The organism is Leptothoe sp. EHU-05/26/07-4 (genome assembly GCF_043421015.1).
In the GTDB taxonomy this organism is placed as follows: Bacteria; Cyanobacteriota; Cyanobacteriia; order Phormidesmidales; family Phormidesmidaceae; genus Leptothoe; species Leptothoe turfae.
In genome coordinates this window covers 256,893-279,226 of sequence record NZ_JAXSQV010000003.1, presented here as the reverse complement: position 1 = coordinate 279,226, position 22,334 = coordinate 256,893, and the positions used below count along the sequence as shown (strand labels likewise).

15 protein-coding genes are annotated in these 22,334 nt (G+C 50.0%); 4 read left to right on the top strand and 11 right to left on the bottom strand.

Going from position 1 to position 22,334, the window contains the following annotated elements:
- Positions 1–40 precede the first annotated feature (40 nt).
- Entirely contained in the window at positions 41–1,399 is a 1,359-nt protein-coding gene (locus tag U2F10_RS08960; RefSeq protein WP_163664064.1) for an MlaD family protein, read from the top strand.
- Positions 1,400–1,437: 38 nt separating this feature from the next.
- Here the strand turns inward: U2F10_RS08960 and U2F10_RS08955 are convergent, their stop codons facing one another.
- The 6 genes from U2F10_RS08955 to U2F10_RS08930 form a co-directional block, all read right to left on the bottom strand.
- The gene (locus tag U2F10_RS08955; RefSeq protein ID WP_163664062.1) at positions 1,438–2,415 is read right to left on the bottom strand and encodes a DnaJ C-terminal domain-containing protein; all 978 of its coding nucleotides are present in this window, start codon (positions 2,413–2,415) and stop codon (positions 1,438–1,440) included.
- 183 nt (positions 2,416–2,598) lie between these two features.
- The gene (gene lepB, locus U2F10_RS08950) at positions 2,599–3,114 is read right to left on the bottom strand and encodes a signal peptidase I (protein WP_499872345.1); all 516 of its coding nucleotides are present in this window, start codon (positions 3,112–3,114) and stop codon (positions 2,599–2,601) included.
- A gap of 136 nt (positions 3,115–3,250) precedes the next feature.
- On the bottom strand, positions 3,251–4,564 hold the full coding sequence (locus U2F10_RS08945; protein ID WP_163664060.1) for a Glu/Leu/Phe/Val family dehydrogenase: 1,314 nt from the start codon (positions 4,562–4,564) through the stop codon (positions 3,251–3,253).
- A 108-nt stretch (positions 4,565–4,672) separates the two neighbouring features.
- Positions 4,673–4,933, bottom strand: a complete 261-nt coding sequence (locus tag U2F10_RS08940; RefSeq protein ID WP_163664058.1) for a hypothetical protein — start codon at positions 4,931–4,933, stop codon at positions 4,673–4,675.
- A gap of 276 nt (positions 4,934–5,209) precedes the next feature.
- Complete coding sequence (locus tag U2F10_RS08935; protein ID WP_348917942.1) at positions 5,210–5,794, bottom strand: ComEA family DNA-binding protein; 585 nt, start codon at positions 5,792–5,794, stop codon at positions 5,210–5,212.
- Positions 5,795–5,811: 17 nt separating this feature from the next.
- Positions 5,812–6,207: a hypothetical protein gene (locus tag U2F10_RS08930; RefSeq protein WP_163664057.1), complete on the bottom strand. Its 396-nt coding sequence runs from the start codon at positions 6,205–6,207 to the stop codon at positions 5,812–5,814.
- Positions 6,208–6,623: 416 nt separating this feature from the next.
- On the opposite strand from U2F10_RS08930, the gene U2F10_RS08925 reads away from it, so the two are divergent.
- The 3 genes from U2F10_RS08925 to U2F10_RS08915 all read left to right on the top strand — a co-directional run bounded on the left by U2F10_RS08925 (position 6,624) and on the right by U2F10_RS08915 (position 10,323).
- A complete protein-coding gene (locus U2F10_RS08925) occupies positions 6,624–7,562 on the top strand; it encodes a J domain-containing protein (protein WP_163664055.1) in 939 nt (312 codons plus the stop codon).
- A 138-nt stretch (positions 7,563–7,700) separates the two neighbouring features.
- On the top strand, positions 7,701–8,021 hold the full coding sequence (locus U2F10_RS08920; RefSeq protein ID WP_163664053.1) for a DUF1825 family protein: 321 nt from the start codon (positions 7,701–7,703) through the stop codon (positions 8,019–8,021).
- A 91-nt stretch (positions 8,022–8,112) separates the two neighbouring features.
- Positions 8,113–10,323, top strand: a complete 2,211-nt coding sequence (locus tag U2F10_RS08915) for a caspase family protein (RefSeq protein WP_499871789.1) — start codon at positions 8,113–8,115, stop codon at positions 10,321–10,323.
- A gap of 3 nt (positions 10,324–10,326) precedes the next feature.
- On the opposite strand, the gene U2F10_RS08910 is transcribed toward U2F10_RS08915, so the two are convergent.
- The 5 genes from U2F10_RS08910 to U2F10_RS08890 form a co-directional block, all read right to left on the bottom strand.
- Positions 10,327–13,188 (bottom strand): CHAT domain-containing protein, encoded by a 2,862-nt coding sequence (locus tag U2F10_RS08910; RefSeq protein WP_499871787.1) that lies wholly within the window; start codon positions 13,186–13,188, stop codon positions 10,327–10,329.
- A gap of 186 nt (positions 13,189–13,374) precedes the next feature.
- Positions 13,375–16,956 (bottom strand): CHAT domain-containing protein, encoded by a 3,582-nt coding sequence (locus U2F10_RS08905; protein ID WP_499871786.1) that lies wholly within the window; start codon positions 16,954–16,956, stop codon positions 13,375–13,377.
- A gap of 178 nt (positions 16,957–17,134) precedes the next feature.
- Positions 17,135–18,442 carry a tetratricopeptide repeat protein gene (locus U2F10_RS08900; protein WP_499871784.1) on the bottom strand — a complete coding sequence of 436 codons (1,308 nt, stop codon included), beginning with the start codon at positions 18,440–18,442 and terminating at the stop codon, positions 17,135–17,137.
- 11 nt (positions 18,443–18,453) lie between these two features.
- Positions 18,454–19,794, bottom strand: a complete 1,341-nt coding sequence (locus tag U2F10_RS08895) for a tetratricopeptide repeat protein (protein ID WP_499871782.1) — start codon at positions 19,792–19,794, stop codon at positions 18,454–18,456.
- A 31-nt stretch (positions 19,795–19,825) separates the two neighbouring features.
- Positions 19,826–21,748, bottom strand: coding sequence for a transglycosylase domain-containing protein (locus U2F10_RS08890; protein WP_431732020.1), 1,923 nt, complete (start codon positions 21,746–21,748; stop codon positions 19,826–19,828).
- Between the last annotated feature and the right edge of the window lie 586 nt (positions 21,749–22,334).

The following is a 22,334-nucleotide window of genomic DNA, read 5'->3' as shown; positions in this document are numbered from 1 at the left end:
GACTGGCTGTACTATCTACCGTTAATCCCATAGGAAACTAATGCGTGCAAGAACCATTCGTGAAGGCTCTGTTGGCCTGCTAGTACTGGCAGGTGTGGCCCTCTTTGGCGGTCTGGTTATATGGCTAAGAGGTGTGAACTACGGTCAGCGTAGTTATCGCCTGTTGGTGGATTTTGAAAGCGCCAACGGTATCCTGGAAGGCTCCGCCGTTAGTTATCGTGGTGTGCAAGTCGGCCAAATTACTCGCATGACCCCAAGCTCGAATACAGTGGTAGTCGAGCTTCAGATCAATAAATCAGACCTGCGTATTCCCGCCGAGTCAGTCATTAAAACAAGTCAGTCGGGACTCATTGGTGAAACGACGATTGCCATTCAACCGCCATCAGACGTCAGTGTGAACGACGATTCCTTACCTGAGCCCATTGCACGCGACTGTGATAGTAGCGTAATTCTCTGCAATGGCGACCGGGTGAATGGCTTGGTGGGGGTGAACTATGAGGATTTACTGGAATCCTCCCAGGAGATTTCTGAGGCCCTTGCCGACCCTGAGCTCTTGGCAGATGCTAGGGAAATTCTGGACAATACTCGCCAAATTTCGGGTAACGTCGTTGGCCTGACCGATGAAGTGACTTTGATGGCTCAAAGTCTACGCAATGAAATTCAACCCCTATCCGTATCAGCACGCCAGACCTTGGCGTCTGTATCGGAAGCAGCTAACCAGCTAGAAGCAACCACTGTACGTACATCTGAGCAATTAGATGTCACATTGACCCAGGTCAATACGATGCTGGCCAGCAACCAAGATGATCTGGCCATTACCCTTGACAACATTAGTGCTAGCACGGGGCAGTTGCGTTTGGCTTTAGATACCCTCAGCCCCGTCATCCAGGATGGCACTCTGGTGAACAACATTGAGCTTTTAGCCACCAATGCTGCCGTTGCATCCCAGGATTTGCGGGATATTTCTTCGAGACTTAACACTAGCGAAAACTTAGTCCTGCTACAGCAAACCATCGAATCCGCCCGCGATGTGTTTCAGAGCGCCCAAAAAATCATGGCCGATGTGGACACCTTGACCGGCGATCCCACCCTACGCAGTAATGTGCGGGATTTACTCAACAGCCTCTCCAATCTGGTGTCCTACACAGGGGATTTAGAAGACCAAACTGAGGTGGCTGCCCAGCTTAACCATCAGGGGCAAATTGTCACAGATCTGGAACACAGTCTGGAAGAAGCATCCATCCTGGATGCTCCCGCTGACACAACTGAGCCTGAAATGGATGAAGCGGTTCCTGTCCTGCGATATAACGGTGAACGCTACGTCACAGACTTAGCCAATAGCGCGCCCCTTTCACCCGTTAATGACCCCACAAAAAATGACCCCACAAAGAGCGAGTAGGCAATGACTCTACTCGCTTTTTGCTAACTAGTTACAGCCTACAGCCTGACATTTTGCAACTCTTGTCGGGGGTTATAGCTGCGTACATTACGCAGTTGCTCGTACAGAGCACGCTCTTTATCAGTAACGCTTTTGGGCGCTTTAATCATCACCGTTACCAGCTGATCGGTGCGACTGCCCTTGGGTTTGGGCCATCCTTTACCTCGCAAACGCAGGGTTTGACCAGAGCGAATCCCGGCAGGAATATTGACAGTAACACTACCGTCAGGGGTAGGGACGTCAATTTTGGCCCCTAACACGGCCTCATCGGGAGAGATAGAGACTTCGCACACCAGGTTATTGTCGCCATCAAACTGGAAAAAAGAATGGGGTTGAATATCTACCGTCAGGTAGATGTCGCCCCGCTGCTGGGTGTAAGGATTCATTTGTCCCTTACCCCGCAGACGGATTTTGCTACCCGGTTTTACACCGGCTGGAATTTTGACTGTCAGTGCATCACCACCGATGCGAAACTTTTTCTGAGAACCATTAAACGCATCTGACATGGCCAGAGTGATGCTGGCTTCTTGGTCAAACTGGGCACTATTATTGGCCCCAGCGGTTTCAAACCCAAACCCTGGGCCGCCACCGGTGGACTGACGATAGGTCGTGCGGGCTCCACCGGGGAAGCCGCCGCCTAACCCTCCCAACAGTTCATTTAGTAGCTCATTAAAACTGCCGTAGTTGCTAAAGTCGAAGCCACCAAAATCGCCCGGGGCTGCGCCTGCACCTGCACGCCCCCCCTGTTGCCAATAACGGCCAAACTGGTCATATTTTCGACGTTTTTCCGGATCCGATAAGATCTCGTTTGCTTCGTTGATTTCTTTAAATTTGGCTTCAGCTACTTTGTCGCCAGGGTTAACGTCTGGATGGTATTTACGAGCGAGCTTGCGAAAAGCACGTTTAATGTCGTCCGTGCTAGCGGATTTACTGACCCCCAGAATTTGGTAATAATCTTTGAAGTCAGTTGCTGCCATAGCCAAGCTCCTCGTTGCGATCGCACAATGCCGTTACGGTATTTTCTTGATTAGCCTAGCAAAGCTTGTAAGGGAAAGAGGTTCGGTATTCCGCCGTTAAAACCTAATCCTTTTTCAAGACTAGAGCTTTGCCATTGCGCCCTGCGGTCCATGTCTGTTCTTTTGAACCAGTTACTTACTACTTCAAACCGTTCCTAAGTCATCCGGGGGCCAAAAGCGTACAGTAGCATGGCCGATTATATTTTCTATGGGTAAAAAACCCCAAATGTGACTATCATTACTGTCGTTACGATTGTCTCCCATGACAAAAACAGTATTGTCTGGCACCGCGACTGGGGGCATCTCATAGTTAGGAGCAGCCAGAATATAGGGTTCTGTTAGGGGCTGATCATTGCGATAGACCTGACCTTGACGGACAGCTAATGTGTCACCAGGCAAACCCATAACCCGTTTAATAAAGGCCTGCTCAGGCCGATAGCCAATGGCCTGGAGCTGTGGCGGTGGTTCAAACACCACAATATCGCCATGGTGCGGTGGATGGAAACGATAGGAGAGTTTTTCGATCAGCAACCGATCGCCAATATGTAAGGTTGGATCCATCGAGTTAGATGGAATAAATCGAGGTTCTGCAATAAATAGTCGAATGACCACGGCGATTGCCATAGCAATGGCCACCAATCTGGCATTGGACTTCACCATGGTTTGCAGTGATGTTCCCAACGTGGTTTCGGGAGAAGATTTTTCAGCGGTCATTCCAGGCCTAATAATGTGCCTAGCAATTTTACCTTCTCCATACCCTATGTAGGGGCGTTCCATGGAACGCCCCTACATAGGGTTATTCTCTATTCCCCGACACATAATCCGCCCGTGTGCCCCGTGCATCCATGGCTGCACCTAAGCTATTCAGGGCATGGATATAGGCCGCCGTGCGCACCGATGTTTTGTGGGTTTGGGCAATGTGCCAAATCGTATCGGCCGCCGCCACTATTTGTTTCTTCAGGCGTTGATTAACTTCGTCGAGGGTCCAATACAGACCGCTGCGATTTTGCACCCACTCAAAATAGCTCACGGTCACTCCCCCGGCATTGACCAAAATATCGGGAAAGACGGTAATGCCTTTGGCCTCTAAAATGTCGTCGGCGTCGGTACTGATGGGCCCGTTGGCCACTTCAAAGATATAGCGAGCTTGAATCGCATCGGCGTTGGCTGCGGTAATTTGGTTTTCCAATGCCGCTGGAATCAAGATATCCACATCTAAGCTGAGCAACGTATCGTTGGTAATCACTTCGTGCTCAACAAGATTGCACACACTGCCATCACAGTAGACGGCTTTAACAGAGCGGGTATCAGCCTTGAATTTTTGAATACTGGGAATATCTAGTCCATTAGGGGTATAAATGCCCCCACGCGAATCACTCACGGCAACAATGGTGTAACCTGCGTCAAATAGATGCCGAGCGACCACCGCACCAGCATTACCAAAACCTTGAACGGCAACAGTTTTTGGAGAGGATGGCTGTTTGCCTGATCGTTTGTTTGACAGATGCTCCATCATGGCTTCTAGCACGTAAAACGCACCAGTCCCCGTCGCTGTAGATCGACCTAAACTCCCCCCCAGGGCCACAGGTTTACCGGTAATCACTGCCGGGCTGCGCTGCTGGCGGATGATGCTGTACTGATCCATCATCCACCCCATGATCATGGGATTTGTGTAGACATCGGGGGCCGGAATATCTGTATCAGGACCAATAAAGTTTGCGATCGCATCAATATATCCTCGGCTTAACCGTTCCAACTCTGCTTTGGAAAGCTCTTTGGGGTTAAGGGTAACGCCTCCCTTGGCCCCACCAAACGGGATATTGAGCGCCGCACATTTAAACGTCATCCAAAACGCCAGGGACTGAACTTCATCCAACGTCACCTGGGGGTGGAAGCGAATCCCTCCCTTTGTGGGTCCACGAGTGTCATCAAAATGCACACGATACCCCTCAAAAACCTTCAGGGATCCGTCATCCATACGCACCGGAATAGACACCTTAAGACTTGCTTTGGGGGCTTTTAACCGCTCCGCCGCATCCTCAGAAATCGTCACGTACTTGAGTGCCCGATCCAGGCGACGGCTGGCATCAGTCAGTAGAGATTTAGTCATAGTCCCTATGGTATGGGAGCCAACGCCGGATCCAAGGATATTGTTACGGAACGTGCCCAAAATCGCGGTCAGCTAAATCTAATGCAATAAATGTTAACCTACAGCTGTTCACTGATGGCTGTAAGCCTTGGTTCGGGAGCTCAGTAAGAGTGTTGCTAAACTCTCTTGGGAGTCTTGCATGTCCTGCGTAATTTCTTTATCAGCTTGATGAAGTTTTAAAATAGCCTGTATCTGGTGTCTTAATACCTCTCCGCTGTTTGCCTGATTCTCAGCGGGCATGGCTGCGTAAATCGTAGCGATCGCAATCGTCATTGCAACAGCTGTGATCCCACGATGAATTGCCTTACTGACCTTTGTTAGTCCCTGCATGGTCCCGACTCTATACTTATCTCAACCTACTCAATTCCACAGACAGACCCAGGATATTCCCGTAGAATTTGCAGACAACTCAAGTAAACTCCGCGTTTTACAAGATTGGTGTGAGTCTCATCACCATAACTTGATATACCTATCACCAAGTCAACTCAACCGTTTTCCGCACAGTACCCGACTGGATGAGAGATTTTCAGATTAAATAGATTTCCCTTCAGCCGTTTCTTATCGTCCCAATATCCACATAGGCAAGGGATACAGTGTTCATTCACCTTAAAAACGCAAATAGTGCAATAACTCTGTTATCACATCAGGAGGTAACTGTAGTCGCCGTTTTAGATCTAACCAATCCCTGTAGGGACCATAGCGATGACGACCGTAAACCAACCGCTCAGCAAGTGCTAGATCAATACTCGGAATTGTTGTTAACTCCCTAGCACTTGCCTGATTAATCAGCAGCTGTCTGGGCATAACCTCACTATCGGGATCGTAATAATAAAACTGCACCACACCCTCAAATACCTGCAGGTGCTGTAAACCGATACCAGTGATGGCTGCAACATCGTCCCAACAGGTTAGCAGCGTGCCCGAACGACTGAGTTCCACCAAAGACCTCGCCTGATGAATCGAAATACCTGGCAATCGTAACCAGTCATCGACAGTGGCGCGATTGGCGTCAATCCGCACTCCCAACTTTGCTCCCAATTGCACTTCATCAACTGAGCTAAAGCGATAGTAATTATCCTGAGCCAGCTTTTTTCTCAAGGGAGTAAGCCCAGCTTCTAGGGCATCCAAACCTCGCAGGGCCTGTTTAACCCAAAAACGTCGCCATGACTGTGGGGATTTCTGACGGGTCACTCAAGGCCTCCATTGCATCAGGGTATTTGCTCTAGCAAGCTGCGTCGTTTTTGCTCAAACTCATACTCTGACAGCAGCCCTTCCTGCCGCAAATGCTCGATTTCTCGGAGGCTATTCGCCACACCTTCAACGGCTTCACCCAGGTTAGGGATGGGTGAAGCCCTCTGGTTATTATGCTGCCAAAGCCTTTGGAACAGAGGCTCAGTTAAATACCAAATGCTTTCAAGCAGGCAGGCAAACCGTGGTACCTGGGTTGCCCCCAAAAGCAAATAAGCCATCCCCCAGCCATACTGACCTAAATAAAACTTATGAATCCCAGCAAAAGGAACCGGAGTTGGCTGAATTGCCCCTATAAATGCGAGTAAGGCTGCAATTTTTCTATTTTTCTGATGATTAGCTTGATGATCATCCATAAACAGCCTTGGTTTTAACTTGAAGGTACGACATCGCGAATTTTAGTAATTGAGCACTATAGAGGGTGCCTAATTTTCCAATGAAACAGCTAGAATTTGATATGTGTTTATATAACATGATGCATCCATCATGCTTGACCCCAAGGGATATTTTGACTGGAGAATCTAGAATTTATAGAGGTATCCATACCTCATCCATCCAAAACGTTTGTGCTTATAGACTGTATGCTTTTTGCAAAGTTAGTTTGTGCATTCTCCTGAAAGTAATCCCTAAGGTCAGAAATCAAAACTTAAAACGCTAAAAATTCGGTTACTTTTATATCTAACGGACGGTTCAAATGTTAGTAGTCGCCGGAATTTAGCAATCTCGTGTTGTTTATGAATTGTACGTGAGCCAATTCTTAGCCTCCTGTTGCATGACCAACGCCAAGTCATTTCAAGATGAATGGATCACAGTTGCTGAGAAAGATCCCTACGCTGCCCTAGGCCTCTCTCTAAATGCTGAAGATCGTCGCATTCTTAAGCGCTATCGCCAGATAGCAAAACTTCTTCATCCCGATGTTCAAGCGACTAACCCCACTGCCATTAGTCAAATATCTGAGCAGCTGATTGCTAAGGTCATCAACCCTGGCTATCAACGGCTTAAGCAAGAGAAGAATCGCTCCGAAGTTTTGGCCAACATGCGGTTTCGCGCTAGGCAACTCGATCGTCAAGGCAAACTCGCGCCTTCTTTTGAAAGCGCTCAACAGCTTTTGCGTATTCCAGAAGCAGAAGTGGAAGTTTTTTATGAAAATACGGTTAATCAGCTAGTAACAACCCAGTTCAGCTCGACCGATGAGTTTGCCATGGTGCTGTCGGGTCTAAGTCAGCTCAACCTAGCATTTCTACACCGTAAGATCAGTAAGCCTATTCGACCTAAGCGTACTGGCTTAGTTGCCGTTGACCATACCCCTTCAGAAGAAGAAGAAAAGAAGGAAGATCCTAAACCGCCGGAACCCCCTGTTATCAACTACGCTGAAAAATATGGTATTCGAGCTCGGACATATCTGAACCAGCGTAATTACAATCTAGCCATTCAGGAGCTGAGAGAAGCGCTTAAGATCGCACCCAATGGGATTGAACTTCACTCAATGCTCGGCCAAGCCTATTTGATGAAGAAGTCTTACGGCATGGCCCGTGCCCATTTGAAGCGTGTTTTAGAATTAAACCCCAACCATTCCGTAGCGTTGAAATATAGTCAAGTTTTAGAAAAACGCATGGCTGAAAAGCGTAAGGCAGCTAGTCAGGTGGTTCCACCAGACCCTAAGCCTGAGTCAGGGCAACAATCTTGGCTTAAGAAATTACTGGGTCGCTAGGTGATCGCTAGTAGGTATTAGGTGGGGATATCTCACCTTTGCGTATATCGAAACGAGCTTTTACTCTGAAAGAGTAGTCAACGTTAACGCTTACAGATAGCGCGCAGCCAATGAAAGTAAGCCCCTGGGAGTAGATGTATGAGCTTTTTTGATTCAGAGATCGTGCAGCAGGAAGCCACGAAGCTCTTTCAGGATTATCAGGCCCTCATGCAGCTCGGTAGCAGCTACGGCAAATTTGATCGCGATGGCAAGAAGCTATACATCGAGCAGATGGAAAGCATCATGGATCGATATCGCGTCTTTATGAAACGATTTGAGCTGTCCGAAGATTTCACAGCTCAACTTACGATGGAACAGCTGAAAACCCATCTGGGTCAATTTGGGATGACACCACAAAAGATGTTTGACCAGATGCAGATGACCCTAGACCGCATGAAGTCTGAAATCAAAGAGACATAACCTGTTCGAAAGTGGGCATTGGATATCCTGCTGCGGTATGCCTGAGCAATTTCTATTGCCCACCCTACGGGCTGCTTGAAAGGGATACCTTATGCCGACATTTAACCGTCGCCGTTTTTTACAGTTTGCCGGGACCACATTGGCAGCTTACGGGCTAAGTGAGCGGCAACTTGTTTCCCACGGTCTACGCTACGGTCAGGCATTAGCCCAACCGACGACTCGAAAATTGGCGTTGCTAGTCGGTGTCAATCAATATCCTGCTGGTAACAGTCGCTTTACAAATTTACGAGGCTGTACAACGGATGTAGAGCTACAACGCGAGCTACTGATACATCGCTTTGGATTTCAGGCCAGCGATATTCTGGTCCTTAGTGATGATGCGGCACATAAGCCTACCCGCAGCAATATTCTGGCAGCCTTTGAAGAGCATCTGATCCATCAGGCTCAGCCTGGGGATGTGGTGGTTTTTCATTTCTCGGGCCATGGTTCCCAGGTGTTAGAGCCCAATTCCCCTGATGGTGATGGGCTTAACAGTACTTTTGTACCTGGTGACATTCAAGAAAATGGCACTGACGTTGATGACATCATGGGACGGACGTTGTTTTTGCTGACGTCGGCGTTATCAACGGACCAGGTCAGTGTTGTCTTGGACAGCTGCTACGCCGGCGGCGGTACCCGTGGGAATGTGCGGGTGCGCTCAGGTTTTGATGGCAATTCGTATCAGGCGAGTGCAGCAGAGTTAGCGTATCAAAGCCAGTGGTTGCGGACGTTAGGTGTAGATGTTCCGACTCTGCAAAATCGTCGCAATATTGGTGTGGCTAAAGGGGTGGTCATCGCTGCTGCCCAAAAAGATGAAGAAGCTGTTGATGTAGGCTTTGACGGGTTTTATGCGGGAGCCTTTACCTACCTGCTCACCCAGTATCTGTGGCAACAGACCGATAGCAGTCAAGGTACTGTGGTGCGCATTACCCGTGATATGAAGGATCTGTCTGGTCAGATTCCTTTTCTGGATGCCCCATCGGAACAAGCCCAGTCAGATATCTACTTTGTTCCTGAGAAAAAACAAATTCCACCGGCTGAGGCCGTTGTTACTCAGGTGGATGGTGATCAGGCCACCGTATGGCTTGGGGGGATCGACCATGAAAGTATTACCACCTTTGGTCGGGGGGCTAAGTTTGCCCCGGCAGGCTTTGAATCACTGGGTGAGGTGGAGCTATTGTCACGCCAGGGTATGCGGGGTGTTATCAAGCTTCCTTCGGCAGTGCCAGCAGGAACATTGCTACAGGAATTTTCTCGGGTGGTATCGCCTGAGTTGCAGCTACGGATTGGCATTGATCCGTCTTTGGGTCTTTATACCAGCCGGATTCAGCAGCAGTTAGGTGCCATTCCTCGGGTGGTTGGGGTCCCTCACCAGGGGGGCAATGTTCCCTACGAAAAAGAGGTGCACTACATCCTCAGTCGAATGACGGCTGGATATAAGCGACGGTTTAAAGATAAAGCGGTCCCCAATACGGACAGGATTGGCCTATTTTCCCAAAGTCTTGATGAGTGGATACCGGGCTCCTTTGGCCGTGATGCTGCAGAGTCAGCTACGGATGCCGTGACACGCCTCACCCCCAAGCTTCAGTCCTTACTAGCCGCCCGATTAATCAAATCTCTACTCAAAGCTAATTCTGCCCGGTTGAAGGTAGACGCCTCCATTATTGGTGAAGTAGCTGAAGTAGCTGGTGAACAGGTTGAACTGATTGCCTCAGCCTTCACCCCCCGTGGTGAATCGGGTGAGGCACAGTCAGGGGGTACTCACCAAATTTTGCTAGATCAAGATTTTCGATTTCGGGTAGTTAATCACGAGCCTGAGCCTCTGTATATCAGCATTGTGATATTTGTTACCGATGGGCGGATGTTTGTGGTTTTGCCGCGTCCTCAAAAGGGCCGTGAACAACAGATTGCTGAGAGTCGTCTGGAGGGCAATGGTACAGAGCTTTATGCCCCATCTTTGTCAGAAAAAGAAAAGCCGCTCTATGGTCAAGAACGGGGTCGGGCCGAGGCATTAATTATTGCAAGTCGAGAGCCGTTTGTGGAAGGGTTGGCCCAGCTGCAAACGCTAGCCACGCTGCAAGCCCTGGGTGAGCGTAGTGACAGTGAGTCGGCTGAGCTATCGTTGAGAGCGGTGAATACGCTGCTGGGTGAGATCAGTTCTTCCCGGAGTGCACCGTTGGATAATACAGCGATGACGGATGAGCTGCCCCAGATTCAAACCGCTGATATTGCAGCATTTTCGATTTCGGTTGAGGTGGTTTAGTGGCTACAGGGTATTGCCGATTAACGTCATCGGTGCCCAATAGTAGGGATGGGCAAACAGTGTTGAGCCATTACCTTCCGTTTCGCGTTGGCCAATAATGCGATCGCCACTGGTTGTTATTGAGTCTGTACTCTGGATAAAGGCAATTTGGGCCGTTTGTAATGCCTCAGCTTTAGTGACGGGGTTAGCTGTGGTGCTTTGGGCCAAATTGGTGTAAAAATTTTGCATCAACACGTTAGTACTTGAGTCATTGACGTTCCAAAGAGAAGCCATTACCGCATCAACCTGACTTTTTAGAAACCAGTAGCTCAGACCCACCACTTCTATTTCATCTTTGTCATCCCCACCCAATGCAGTTTGACAGGCGGACAGGACAACTAAATGCACATCTTCCAAATAGCTGCTTAGATCATCAATTTTTGGGGTAGGTAGCCGTTGTCCGTCGCCCATAAGCAAGTAAGGATCGTCCTCAGACGCTACCCATTCACCATGGGTGGCCATATGGAGAATTTGTTGACCACCAAGGGAATCTCGCAATGTCTCAAATGTAAAATCATCATCAAGTAACTGTTGCCCAGGGTAAATACCTTTGGTGTCGTTGGGATTGTCTTCTTCACGGATAATGGCATCTAGCTCAATGGGCACATTAGGGAGAGCGTTAAAGTTTCCAATTTGTTGTGACACACCCACACCCAATACCGAAACACCATCGGTCCCTACCGGAGAGCGATCAGTCACATCCGTAAGCGCAGCCGATAAAATTGTGCCAACAGTATATTTTTCAATTAAATATTGTTCACCATCGTAAAGGGCCGCCAGGGGTAAATAACGGATTACCCGATCTGGAGAGAAAACCAGGTGTTTTATGTCCTGGTTACTGGCAAGCTCTGTTTCAAAGGGGGCAATTAACCAGTCATAAAGCTGTTGTCCCAGGCGCTGAATTTCTTCGATGTCAGAATTGCGATTTTCCACCAAGGTTCTAAACTGAACCACGGTCTGGCCAACCTCCTGACGGCTCACAGGCAGTTCTCGTCGACCAATGACACGACCATCGGCAGCCCACAGCAACCACAGTTTGTCTTTAAGCACCAATGGATAAATAACAACGGTGCCAGGTTGCTGATCAATAATATCTTTGGCCGTTGTCGCAAAGTTCTCAGGATCTAACAAAAGGTTAGATTTGTCGCCCTCTGCCAGGCGATCGCCAATAAAGGTTTTGAGGCTGTTGACGGCTTCTCGATATTGACGAAACTGATCGTCCCGTTGAGATCTCAAATCTCCTAATTTCTCACATTTAGTCGCTTCACAGTCCTGCAGCTGTTTACCAAATTCCACCAATGAGGAGTACTGCTCTACCATTTCCTTTTCCTTTGGTAGCAGCGTCACTTTCGCATCGCTATCGCCAGCCCGTTCGTCCGTATACTCTGTTAACTCCTCAACTTTCAGTAGTTCCAATACCTCCTGGGCTTCGAGAACCCTCCCTTGCTCCAGCAGCAGGCCAGCTAACGTACGATAGCTATCCGCCACCGTATCTGTGTAGGACTGTAGCAAAGCCTGATCTGCGATATCCTGACGAATATTTTCCCGTACCGTGACCGCCTCCTTAAAAAAGGCAATGGCTAATTCCGGTTGGTCATCTGCCTGAAACGCATAACCCAGGTTGCTTAGGGCCAGTCCGGCTTCGTGGCGATCGCCACTTTCACCACTGATGGCCAGAGTTTGACCAAAATACTCAATCGCCTTTTGAGATTGCCCCAAACGGCCATAGACATGGCCTAGATTTCCTAGGGCTCTGCTTTCTCCAGGCAGATCTCCTAGCTCACGGGCAATCACTAGCTGCTGTTCTAAAAAGTCGATGGCCTGATGCCACCGACCTAAACGACTGTAACCATAGCCTAAATTACCTAAGGAGCGACCTTCATCAACGCGATTACCTAGTTCGCGTGCGATCGCAAGGGTTTGCCCATAAAAACCAATCGCCACCTCAATTTGATTCAACCGGGAATAGGCATTGCCCAAGTTACCTAAGGTCCGTCGTTCCCCAGGGCGATCGCCAAGTTCTCGGGTAATGGCCAGTTGTTGTTCCAATAGGTCAATGGCCTGCTGGTACTGCCCCAGGTCGATATAGACATTCCCTAAATTTCCCAGGCTACGGCTTTCACCTGCTCTGTAGCCAAGTTCTTGGGTGATGGCCAGTTGTTGTTCTAATAAGCTGAGGGACCGTTGATACTGGCCCAGGTTGTCGTAGGCAATGCCTAAATTACCCAAAACCGAGCTTTCGCCGAGACGATTATCGCTTGCACGCACCAAAGGCAGTACTTGTTCGTAGTATTCAATGGCCCGTTGATATTGGCCTAGATTCATATAAGTACTACCCAGATTACCCAGAGCAAAGATATGTGCCTGGGGCTCAAGGTTAAGTGCCAGAGTTTGTTCATAATGGTCAATGGCTTGTGGGTATTGACCGAGCATGTCATATACCTGGCCCAGGCCAGTTAGGGCTCTACTTTCTGCGGGGATATTATGAAACTCTCGGGCAATGTCGAGGGATTGTTGGTGATGGTCAAGCGCTGGTTCGGCCTGGCCCAAGGTACGAAATAGAATTCCTAAACTATTGAGGGTATTGACCTGGTTCTCACGGTTACCGGAGGCTTGAAAAAGTTCAAGGGCCATTTGCCAGGAGACGTATGCCTCTTGATATTGACCGCGATTAAATTGCTCTAAGCCTTGATTATGCAGCTGTATGGCTCTGCTTTCGTCGGTTATAGGTTCAATGGTTTCTTGGGCGACTGCCTGCGGCATTGGCAGGGCTACAGGTGATATGAGGGCACCTATGACAATCAAGGTTGAGAGAAAACGTTGCATAGGTGCAGCTCAGGGAAGGGTTGTTTGTATTTACAATTCCCGTTTGGGTGTTTCGGAGCATAATCTTGCCCTATCCCCGCAGGGGAGGCTACGCCAACGACTCCGCTCAGGGCACGCTGGCTGAGATTGTTGGCTTCGACTCCGCTCAGCCAACGGTATCGGTAGAAATCTCCTAATCAGCAAGACCTACAGACCATTGCCGATCAAAATAAACGGAGCCCAATAATACGGATGCGACAATAACGTACTCCCCTGTTCTTCAGTCATTCGCTGACCAATAATACGCGCCGTATCCGCCGCCAACTCCTCCCCAGACCCAATCCACATTAACTGAGCCTGTCGCAACGCCTCAGTTTTAGACAACTCACCCGTCGCCAAATTCCGATAAAACTGCTGCATCAGCAAACTCGTACTCACATCACTCACCCGCCACAGCGACACCAGCACCGACTCCACCCCATGGTCCAAAAAGAAATAACTCATCCCCTGAATTTCCAGCCCATCCGCCTTGGCACCCCCTAACCCCGTCTCACAGGCCGATAGCACCGCCAGATGCACATCCTCCAGATAATCCCCCAAAATCCGAATCTCCGGAATCGGCAGCCGTTCACCATCCCCCAACAGCAAATAAGACTCATCCGAACGGCCCGGCACAAACTCACCATGGGTGGCAATGTGCAAAATATTTTGTCCCGTTAACCCATCCCGCAAACTCTCAAACGTAAACGCCTCATCCAACAAACTGGTGCCGTCATAAATCCCGTTCGTATCCTCACCGTCCTCTCGCACAATGCCATCTAACTCCACCGGCACATAGGGCAACGGATTAAACTCCGCTGTACCCGCTGAAACCCCAGCCGCTAAAACACTAACCGAGTCTGCCGGAAAGCGATCGCGCCAGTCCGTCAGTTCCTCTGACAAAATGTGACTGATGCCATATTTCTCAACCAGATATTGCTCCCCATCATGGAGAACCGCCATGGGCACATAGCGCAGGTTACGGTCCAGGGCAAACACTAGATTTGTAATGCTCCCCGCCTCTAATTCTTCTTCAATGGGTTGAACTAACCATTGATACAGCTGTTGTCCTGTCGCTTGTAGGGTATCAATATCCGACCTGGGGTTATCCAAGAGTTGACGCATTTGCACCACCGCATTGGCCACCTCAGAACGACTGACTGCAATCTCCCGACGACTGACCACTCGGCCTTCCGTAGCCCACAGCAACCACAGCTTATCCTCCAGCACTAACGGATAAATAACCACCGTACCAGGCTGTTGTTTAAGAATTTCCCTGGCCTGACCGCCTAAATCTTCTGGGTCTAATAAGGCCTGATCAGCCGCCAACTGCTCACGAATAAAGTTAGACAGTTTATCCACATTATCTTGATAGGCCCGCGCCAGATCATCGCGCTGATTGCGAAGCTTGCTGAGCTGGTCACAGCGGCTCTGTTCACATTGAGAAACGGCTTTACCAAATTCCACCAGGCTGCCGTGGCTGATTAACAGCGATTCTTCCTGGGGCAGTAGGGTAACACCGCTAGCACTATTAACAGCCCGCTGGTCATCAATATAGTTACGAATTTCTTGGACTTTTAACAGTTCTAAGACTTGCTGCGCTTCCAGAATGCGTCCCTGCTGCAATAACAAGTCTGCTAGAAACCGATAGGTGGCTTCCACACTTTGCACATACGATGCTTGCCGGGCCAGGGGAAGTGTTTCCAATTCGTCCCGTAGGGCTTCGCTAACAGTCACCGCTTCTTTGTAAAATGCGATCGCAATTTCCGGTTGATTTCGCTGGAAATAAACATAGGCAAGATCTCGCAAGGTCACCCGTGCCTGAAAGCGATCGCCTGTTTGACGATGCAGGGCCAGGGAGTTCTGAAATGCCAGAGTGGCTGCTTCTAGCTGGCCCAAACCCTCATAGCTGAGACCAACCATACCCCACGAACTGGCCACCGCTGGGATATCCCCCACCTCTTGATGGATAGCAATCGCCTGATGAAAGGCCACAAGGGCATTCTCATAATCATTGTTATGGTAAGCTTCTAGCCCAATAGACGTATAGGCGTAGCCCTCCTGTTGCTGACTGCCCAACTCCTGGGCGGCGGCCAATTGTTCCTCGGGTGACAGATTAGCCAAGTCATCTTCTGGTGCCTCAAACAACCCGATACGATACTCTCGCCGCTGAGATCGCACCTCCTCCGCTTCAGCTGATAAGGTCTCTTGTTGAGCAGACTCGCCTAGCTCCAGAGAAATATTAGCCAGACCATCCAGGGCCATGCTCTCGGTAAAGGGCTCATAAAAGTCTCGACCGATGGCCAGAGCTTTCTCTAGAGATGCGATCGCATCTCCATAGCGCGCCAGTTTCTCATAGGTACGCCCCAAATCTAGATGGGCATAGCCCAGGGAACGCTTTTCTTCTAGGGTGGCTAACGGTACTTGAGACAGCGGTGCATAAATTTCCTCAGCCCGGCGATAGTCTTCTAATGCGGTGGTATAGTCTCCCCGCTGATAAAAGACATCTCCCCTGAGTAGTAACGCCTGCCCCGCTTGATAAGGGGCCCCTAAAATCTCTCCATAGGGTGTTTCCACAAGGGCTTCATAGGTGGCCAAGGCCTGGGTCTCCAACTCAAAGGCCCTATCATAGTCACCCACAAAAAAATAATTTTCCCCCAGGCTCAGCTGATATTCTGCCACCTTCCAGGCATCACCAACTGCTGCCATGGCGGCAATGGCCTGTTCTTGAAACCGACGCGATTGTTGCTGAGCCTCCGCCTCGGTCTGCAACCCGACATCGTTTGGTTCAGCAAAATAGTAAATTGAGCCAATACTCTGTAACATCTGACCTGTCCAGTGGCCATAGTTCAAAGATTGAAAAGTGGCCAGGGCCTCCTGACAGTACCCTAAGGCAGGTTGAGACGCGCCCACAAAGCTATAGGTTTCACATAGATAATGTTGTGTGGTGGCGATGCCGGTTGTGTTCCCTAACCGTTGATACTCAGCATAAATGGTTTCCAGACCCTCAATCACCTCGGTCAGGATCGTAATAGCAGAGTCAAAGTCATTGTTAACAAAATCCACCAGCCCCACATTTCGAGTTTGTAAAACAACCTGCAATTGGTCTTGCAGAATAGCCTCGACAGGACTGTCTGGATCAGGATTATCGACCAGTTGCTGATAGTTTGCGATCGCTATTGTGGCCAACTCCCTGGCAGCAGCATACTGTTCCAGTCGAAATTGAATAATTGCCTCGGTACGGCTGATATCTGCCTTTAGGCTTTGTTTAGAGCTGCTAGAGCCATCTGACAGAGTCTGGAATAGCCGTTTTGCCTGCTCTAACGTTTCAGAGGCCAGCGTCTCGCGTTCAAACAATAGATAGACATAGGCCAGTTCAGTCAGAGTGTCAGCCTCTCCCAGGGGATTATCTGCCGCTTGATACTGGGTTTGGGCTTGTTCTAAATAGGGAATTGCATTGACAAATTGCCGTAGTTGACGATAGAGGCGGCCTGTTTGGTAAGCGGCTTGGGCTTGTTGTAAGGCTGTACTCTCTGAATTTGAGAGAATAGTTTTGTAGGTTGCGATCGCGTCTAGCCATTGACCCTGACGTTGCTGAGTCTGGGCTTGGGCAATAGCATCGTCGATAACAAAGGCAATAGATGTGGTTTGGGAGCTATTCACCGGTTTGGCCCACCCTCCTACGGACTGAGCAGAGAAACCACCCGTAATTAAAACCGTAGCCAGTAATCCAGTTGCTATTCCTGCCATCTTGGTTTGCCCCCAGCAAGATCGTCGACTCCCTTAAAGAATTTAACTGGCTTGAGCAAACGTGACTGTATTAGGGAGAGGTCTAAATAACTAGCGCCAACAACCACAGCCCCCTCTGACTAAGGCACCTCCCCTTTTCAGGGGGAGGAACAATTTCATAACAAAAATATACAAGCCCCTAACCCCCATCCAATCCCGCCAACCAAACCTCAATAGTCTCCAACCATCCCTCATCCATTTCCAGCGCCCTATACAACACTTGCGCCGCCACCAACCGCTGCCGCACCAACGCCTCATCCTGCTGCATTGCCGCCACCTTAGCCAACCCAACCCAGCCCTCAGCCCGCGTCCTCACCCCACCACTTTCATCCGCCAGTGCCACCGCCGCACCATAGTGCGTCTCCGCCAACCCAGGTAGTCCTACCCGCAAATAACTCTCCGCTAATAACCGATGCATCTCTGCCGAAGCGCCGCCCGCTTCCACTACCGGTCGCAGCGTGGCAATCACCTCCCAAAACAGTCCCTGCTCCAGATGCACATAGGCCATTAGCAACACATCGCCATCCGTCAGATCCGCAACAGCAACACTAACCTCTTCCTGTTTCTCTACTGCCAGTGCCTGAAACGCCACACTGTAGTGCAACTCAGTCCCAGCCATCACCTGAAACCGATACCGCTCCCCCGGCTCAAATTCAGGGCCGTCATACACCAGATTGTTGCCTAACACTGTCGATTCCCACACCACCGTTTCCACCAAATCCGGTTGCGCAAAGGTAAACGCATCCTCCGATTCCGGCTGCACATACTCCTGCTGTAATAGCTGCACCTGATATTCATCCACACCTACCAAGCCAGGCCAATAAAACCCTGGCACCGTGTCTAAAACCTGTGGCTTATAGGGAAACTGCCCTGCCAGCAACTGCAACAAATCATTGTCATTACGCGGATCCGTCGACCGGGCCAAATCCGGACAAATCACCCGCATGCCCGAACGTCGTCCTGCCGTTGCCCGTCGCCTGGCTCCACTGGGGCACTGCACCCGCACCCGTGTTTTGCGATTGGGAATAATTAACGCATCCCCTGGATTTAGCTGTGTTCCTACTCTTCCTTGCACATAGCCAGAACTGCCTCGACGCTGTACCTGAACGGTTCCTCGTTGAATGCTAACAATGCGGGCAGAGGCTAGAGCCGCTGTTGGAAAGAACCCTTGTAGTATAAGTAGAAAGGCGAGAATACCGAGGTTGCGGTAATGGAGAAGAGTGGGTTGGTTAGGTATTTTGTTATATGGTGGGGGTTTGGGGGCCTGAACACCCTCTGCCTCACCACCAGCCGCTACTGACCTCCCCTTTAGAAGGGGAGGTGCCGCAGGCGGAGGGGTCCCGACCAATGGCGCAAGTATCGAAGACCCCTCCCTGACGGTTCCCCTTGCCAAGGGGAACCAGGTATCACCCAGACTCTTCAGTCGGTCGATTACTTCCTTCCGCATCTCCCTACCCGTCATTCACCCGTCTCTTCTACATCCTCAGCCTGTAGTCTCTGCTCATAAATCCCTAACCAGGTATCTTCGTCAGGGTAGCCCGGATTCGCCTCGCCCACACAGGTTTGCCAAAACCCATCCGCTTCATCCGGCAGTTCTTGAGCATCCAACACCTGGGCCATCAGGCAATATGCAGCTCCGCGATGCAGCTCTTCTTCTGAACCTGGAGGCAGGGACTCAACCCAAGGAATCAGCTCTTCCTCTAAAACCAGAATTGCGTCATCCAGGTTTGTTTCAGCATCTAAATAGCGTTCCTGCCCTAATCGAGCCCAGCCCAGATTCTTCAGCAGCCTGTACTTTACCTTCGCAAACTCCAGGTTTGGTTCTGCCGCATCTTTTAGGACTTCTTCAGTTCCTCTCCACAAAAAATCAACCGCCGCCCGATAATCTTCTTGCAAAATGTATAGCCTACCTAAGTTGTTATTCGCCTCTAACCAGGTTTGCAACTCAACAACCCCAGGACCTCTCTCTACTACAAACTGATACGCCTCAATCGCATCTTGCTGCTGTTGTAGATCTTCATACAGTACTCCCAGGTGGTAGTACGCCTCCGCATAGTCAGGGCTTAAGTTAAGGGCCACCTGATAGTTTTGCAAGGCACTGGCCAACCGATCATTTTCATAATCCTTCAGACCCCAGCCGTTATACCAGGTGGCAAACAATGGCATTGATCCATGGATGCCTGCCACTGCCAAAAACACACCGCCCGCTGCCCCACAGCTCCATTCCTGCCAGTGGTACTCAGGCACACCACGCCGCTTCAAAATTTGCTCCCAAGCCTTGCGTCCGGAGTCTGTCAGCGCCCCTTTTCCTACAATCAGTGTCAACACACTTTGGGCTGCCACTGCTAGCGTCCCCGCTGATGCAATGCCGCCACTCCAAAACCGCGATGCCGTATTCAAAATCAAACTGGCTGATACGGTTAAAAAAACAATCGACAGACCATTCCAAAGCCAATCGTAACGATTTTGCTGTTTAGCATCCTTCGTGGTTGGATACCACCACCATGCATCTGACTGTGGCTGATAGAGCTCTCGCCATCGTCCCAGGTCTGACGCTTTACTAAAGGAATTTTCGTGGGTTTGTAGCTGGGCATCCAACTGATCTAGATGTACCAAATTTGGAGCATTGAGGGTGCCATCTTTTAATAAGCTTTGGATGCGATCGCGCACCAACAACGTTTCCAAAATCACCTGGGGGGCATAGCCAGACGGCTCTAAAGCAGCAATGGCCTGTTCATATTGCTTGAGCAAGCCATGCAGCGACTCACCTGCCTCGGTAACGTTATCCCCATCAAACATATGTCAGCCTATGCTCTCGTTTTTGCCCACCCTACGGACGAATGAACTCTGACGGACGACGGAAGTTCTGAACCGGCTCATTGCGCAACGCTTGGACCATATAATCTCGCCAGATGGGAGCCGCATAGCTGCCGCCCGTTGCCCCTCGGCCCATGGGGCTATTGTTATCGTTACCAACCCATATCGCCACTGCTAGCTGAGGCACATAGCCCACAAACCAGACATCTTTTTGGGAGTCAGTGGTGCCCGTTTTACCCGCCGCAGGTCGACCAATGCGAGCATTGGTGGCCGTGCCTCGCTCAAGGACGCCGCGCAACACATCCGTGAGGGCCGCTGTTGCCCAAGGATCCAGCACCAGCTGGGGTTTAGGCGTGTTGTCAAGTAGCACATTGCCATCACTGTCGGTTACCTGGGCAATCAGGGTTGGGTCAGAGTGCCAACCATTATTGGCAAAGGTGGCATAGGCTCCAGCCATTTCCATGGGGGTTAACTCTGCTGACCCCAGGGGCAAAGAAATCACCGGATCCATGGGGCTCTCAATGCCCAGGGTACGGGTTACGTCAATCACCCGCGAGATGCCCACAGCCTGTCCCAGTTTTACGGCGGGAATATTACGGGACAGCTCTAATGCACGCCGAATCGGCATACTTCCCATAAAGGAACCACCATAGTTTTTAGGTGAATAGTAGCCAGACCCATCGGGATACGTGACCGGTGTGTCCCCCACGATGCTATCAGGGGTGTACCGACCTGAGGCAAAGGCCGCATAGTAAACAAAGGGTTTGAAGGCTGATCCTGGCTGACGACGCGACTGAACGGCCCGATTAAACTGGCTGCTTTCATGGTCCACACCACCGACGATGGCCTTTACAAAATGGGTGCGCGGGTCGATGGCAACCAGAGCCATTTGATCGGCGATGGCACCGTTGCCAAAGCGGTTAGCATGGGCCGATTTTACGGTTTGTTTAGCTAAGGACTGTAGCTTAATATCAATGGTGGTCTGCACTCGCATGCCACCTTTGAGTACGGCTTCTTGACCAAATTGTTCCTGTAGCTCCTGGACAACCGCTTCAGTGACGTAGGGAGCCTTACTGGAAACAAAGGACGTGACTTTACCCAAGCGCAGAGGTTGTTTTTTCGCAGCCTCGGCTTCGGCTGGGGTAATCCACCGCAGCGTTTGCATCCGCTCTAGGACGATAGACTGCTCTCGCTTTGCGGCCTGGTAGTCTACAAATGGACTCAGGCTTTCAGGCGCTTTAATCAATCCCGCCATCATCGAAGCCTCAGCCAGGGTTAAGTCCTTGGATGACTTATTGAAGTAACTCTGGGCAGCGGTTTCAACACCATAGGTATTGTGACCCCAATACACCTGATTGAGATACATTTCGAGGATTTCATCTTTCTCGAAAATTTGCTCAAGGCGCAGCGATAAAACCACCTCAGCCACCTTACGGCTAATGGCTTGCTGGGGGCTCAAAAATAAGTTCTTAATCAGCTGCATGGTGATGGTTGAACCACCCTGCACTGTATTGCCTGCCTGGAAGTTGGCTAGAAATGCTCGGCCAATGCCCACAGGGTTGATGCCGCTGTGCTCGTAAAAGTCACTATCCTCAATGGCCAAAACCGCGCGCTTGAGGTGGGGGGAAATTTCGTTGAGGTCTACCACTTCCCGGTTAGCTTCGTCGTGCAAGCTATCGAGCAGGGTGCCGTCTACGTCGTAGATGTAGCTGGTTTCGGTGGGGATGTAGTTGCGTAGCGATCGCACATCGGGCAAATTTCGAAAGCTAATGGCTAAACCCACTAAGCCACCAGCTGAGATCGCACTACATAGCATGGTTGCCGTCAATAGTGTCGCCCCGCTAATCTGAAGCACATCTTGAATGTGCTTCATCAGCTTAGGTTCACCAGTAAACTGCAAAGGAACTCGGGTTTGACGAATGGTATTAAATGCCACGGATACGCTACATCCTTACGGAAATACACGGCAGGCCAGATTAGTGAGGCGCGGCTGATCTGAGCGATGATTTCGTCTGAAAAATGCCGACTTATAGCATTTCTAACAGATCGACTCCTCCTCTAAATCAGCACCCGTAATTATAAAGCTGCTGCCATAAACAGAATTTAAATCACATCCAAATTAAACACGTATACTTCCCAAATAGAAAAACCGTTGTTTCAGATGTGGATGCGGTTGATGTCGAAATTAGAGTCAGACTTCCCAGATCGTACTCAAAACGTCTTTAGGAACAACAAGCCCCTAGGACCGATTCAGTACCGAGGAATGTTCCAGCTGATCCATAGACCAGTAAAATGATTTGCGGCAAGCGCATCGGACGAATGACGTACCTATAATCTGAAAAAATTGGGTGGATAGGTCGTTGAGGGCTCAATGTGTGCCGTTAAATCTCCCTAACCACCTGATGCAGGCACAAGGGCCTTATGCATCCATCAGAAAAGGGAGATAATTTACCCGCTACTATAGTGGATTCCGGGCAGATGTCTAGGCAAGTTTGAAAACTTAGGCAGTCTTACGGAGTTAT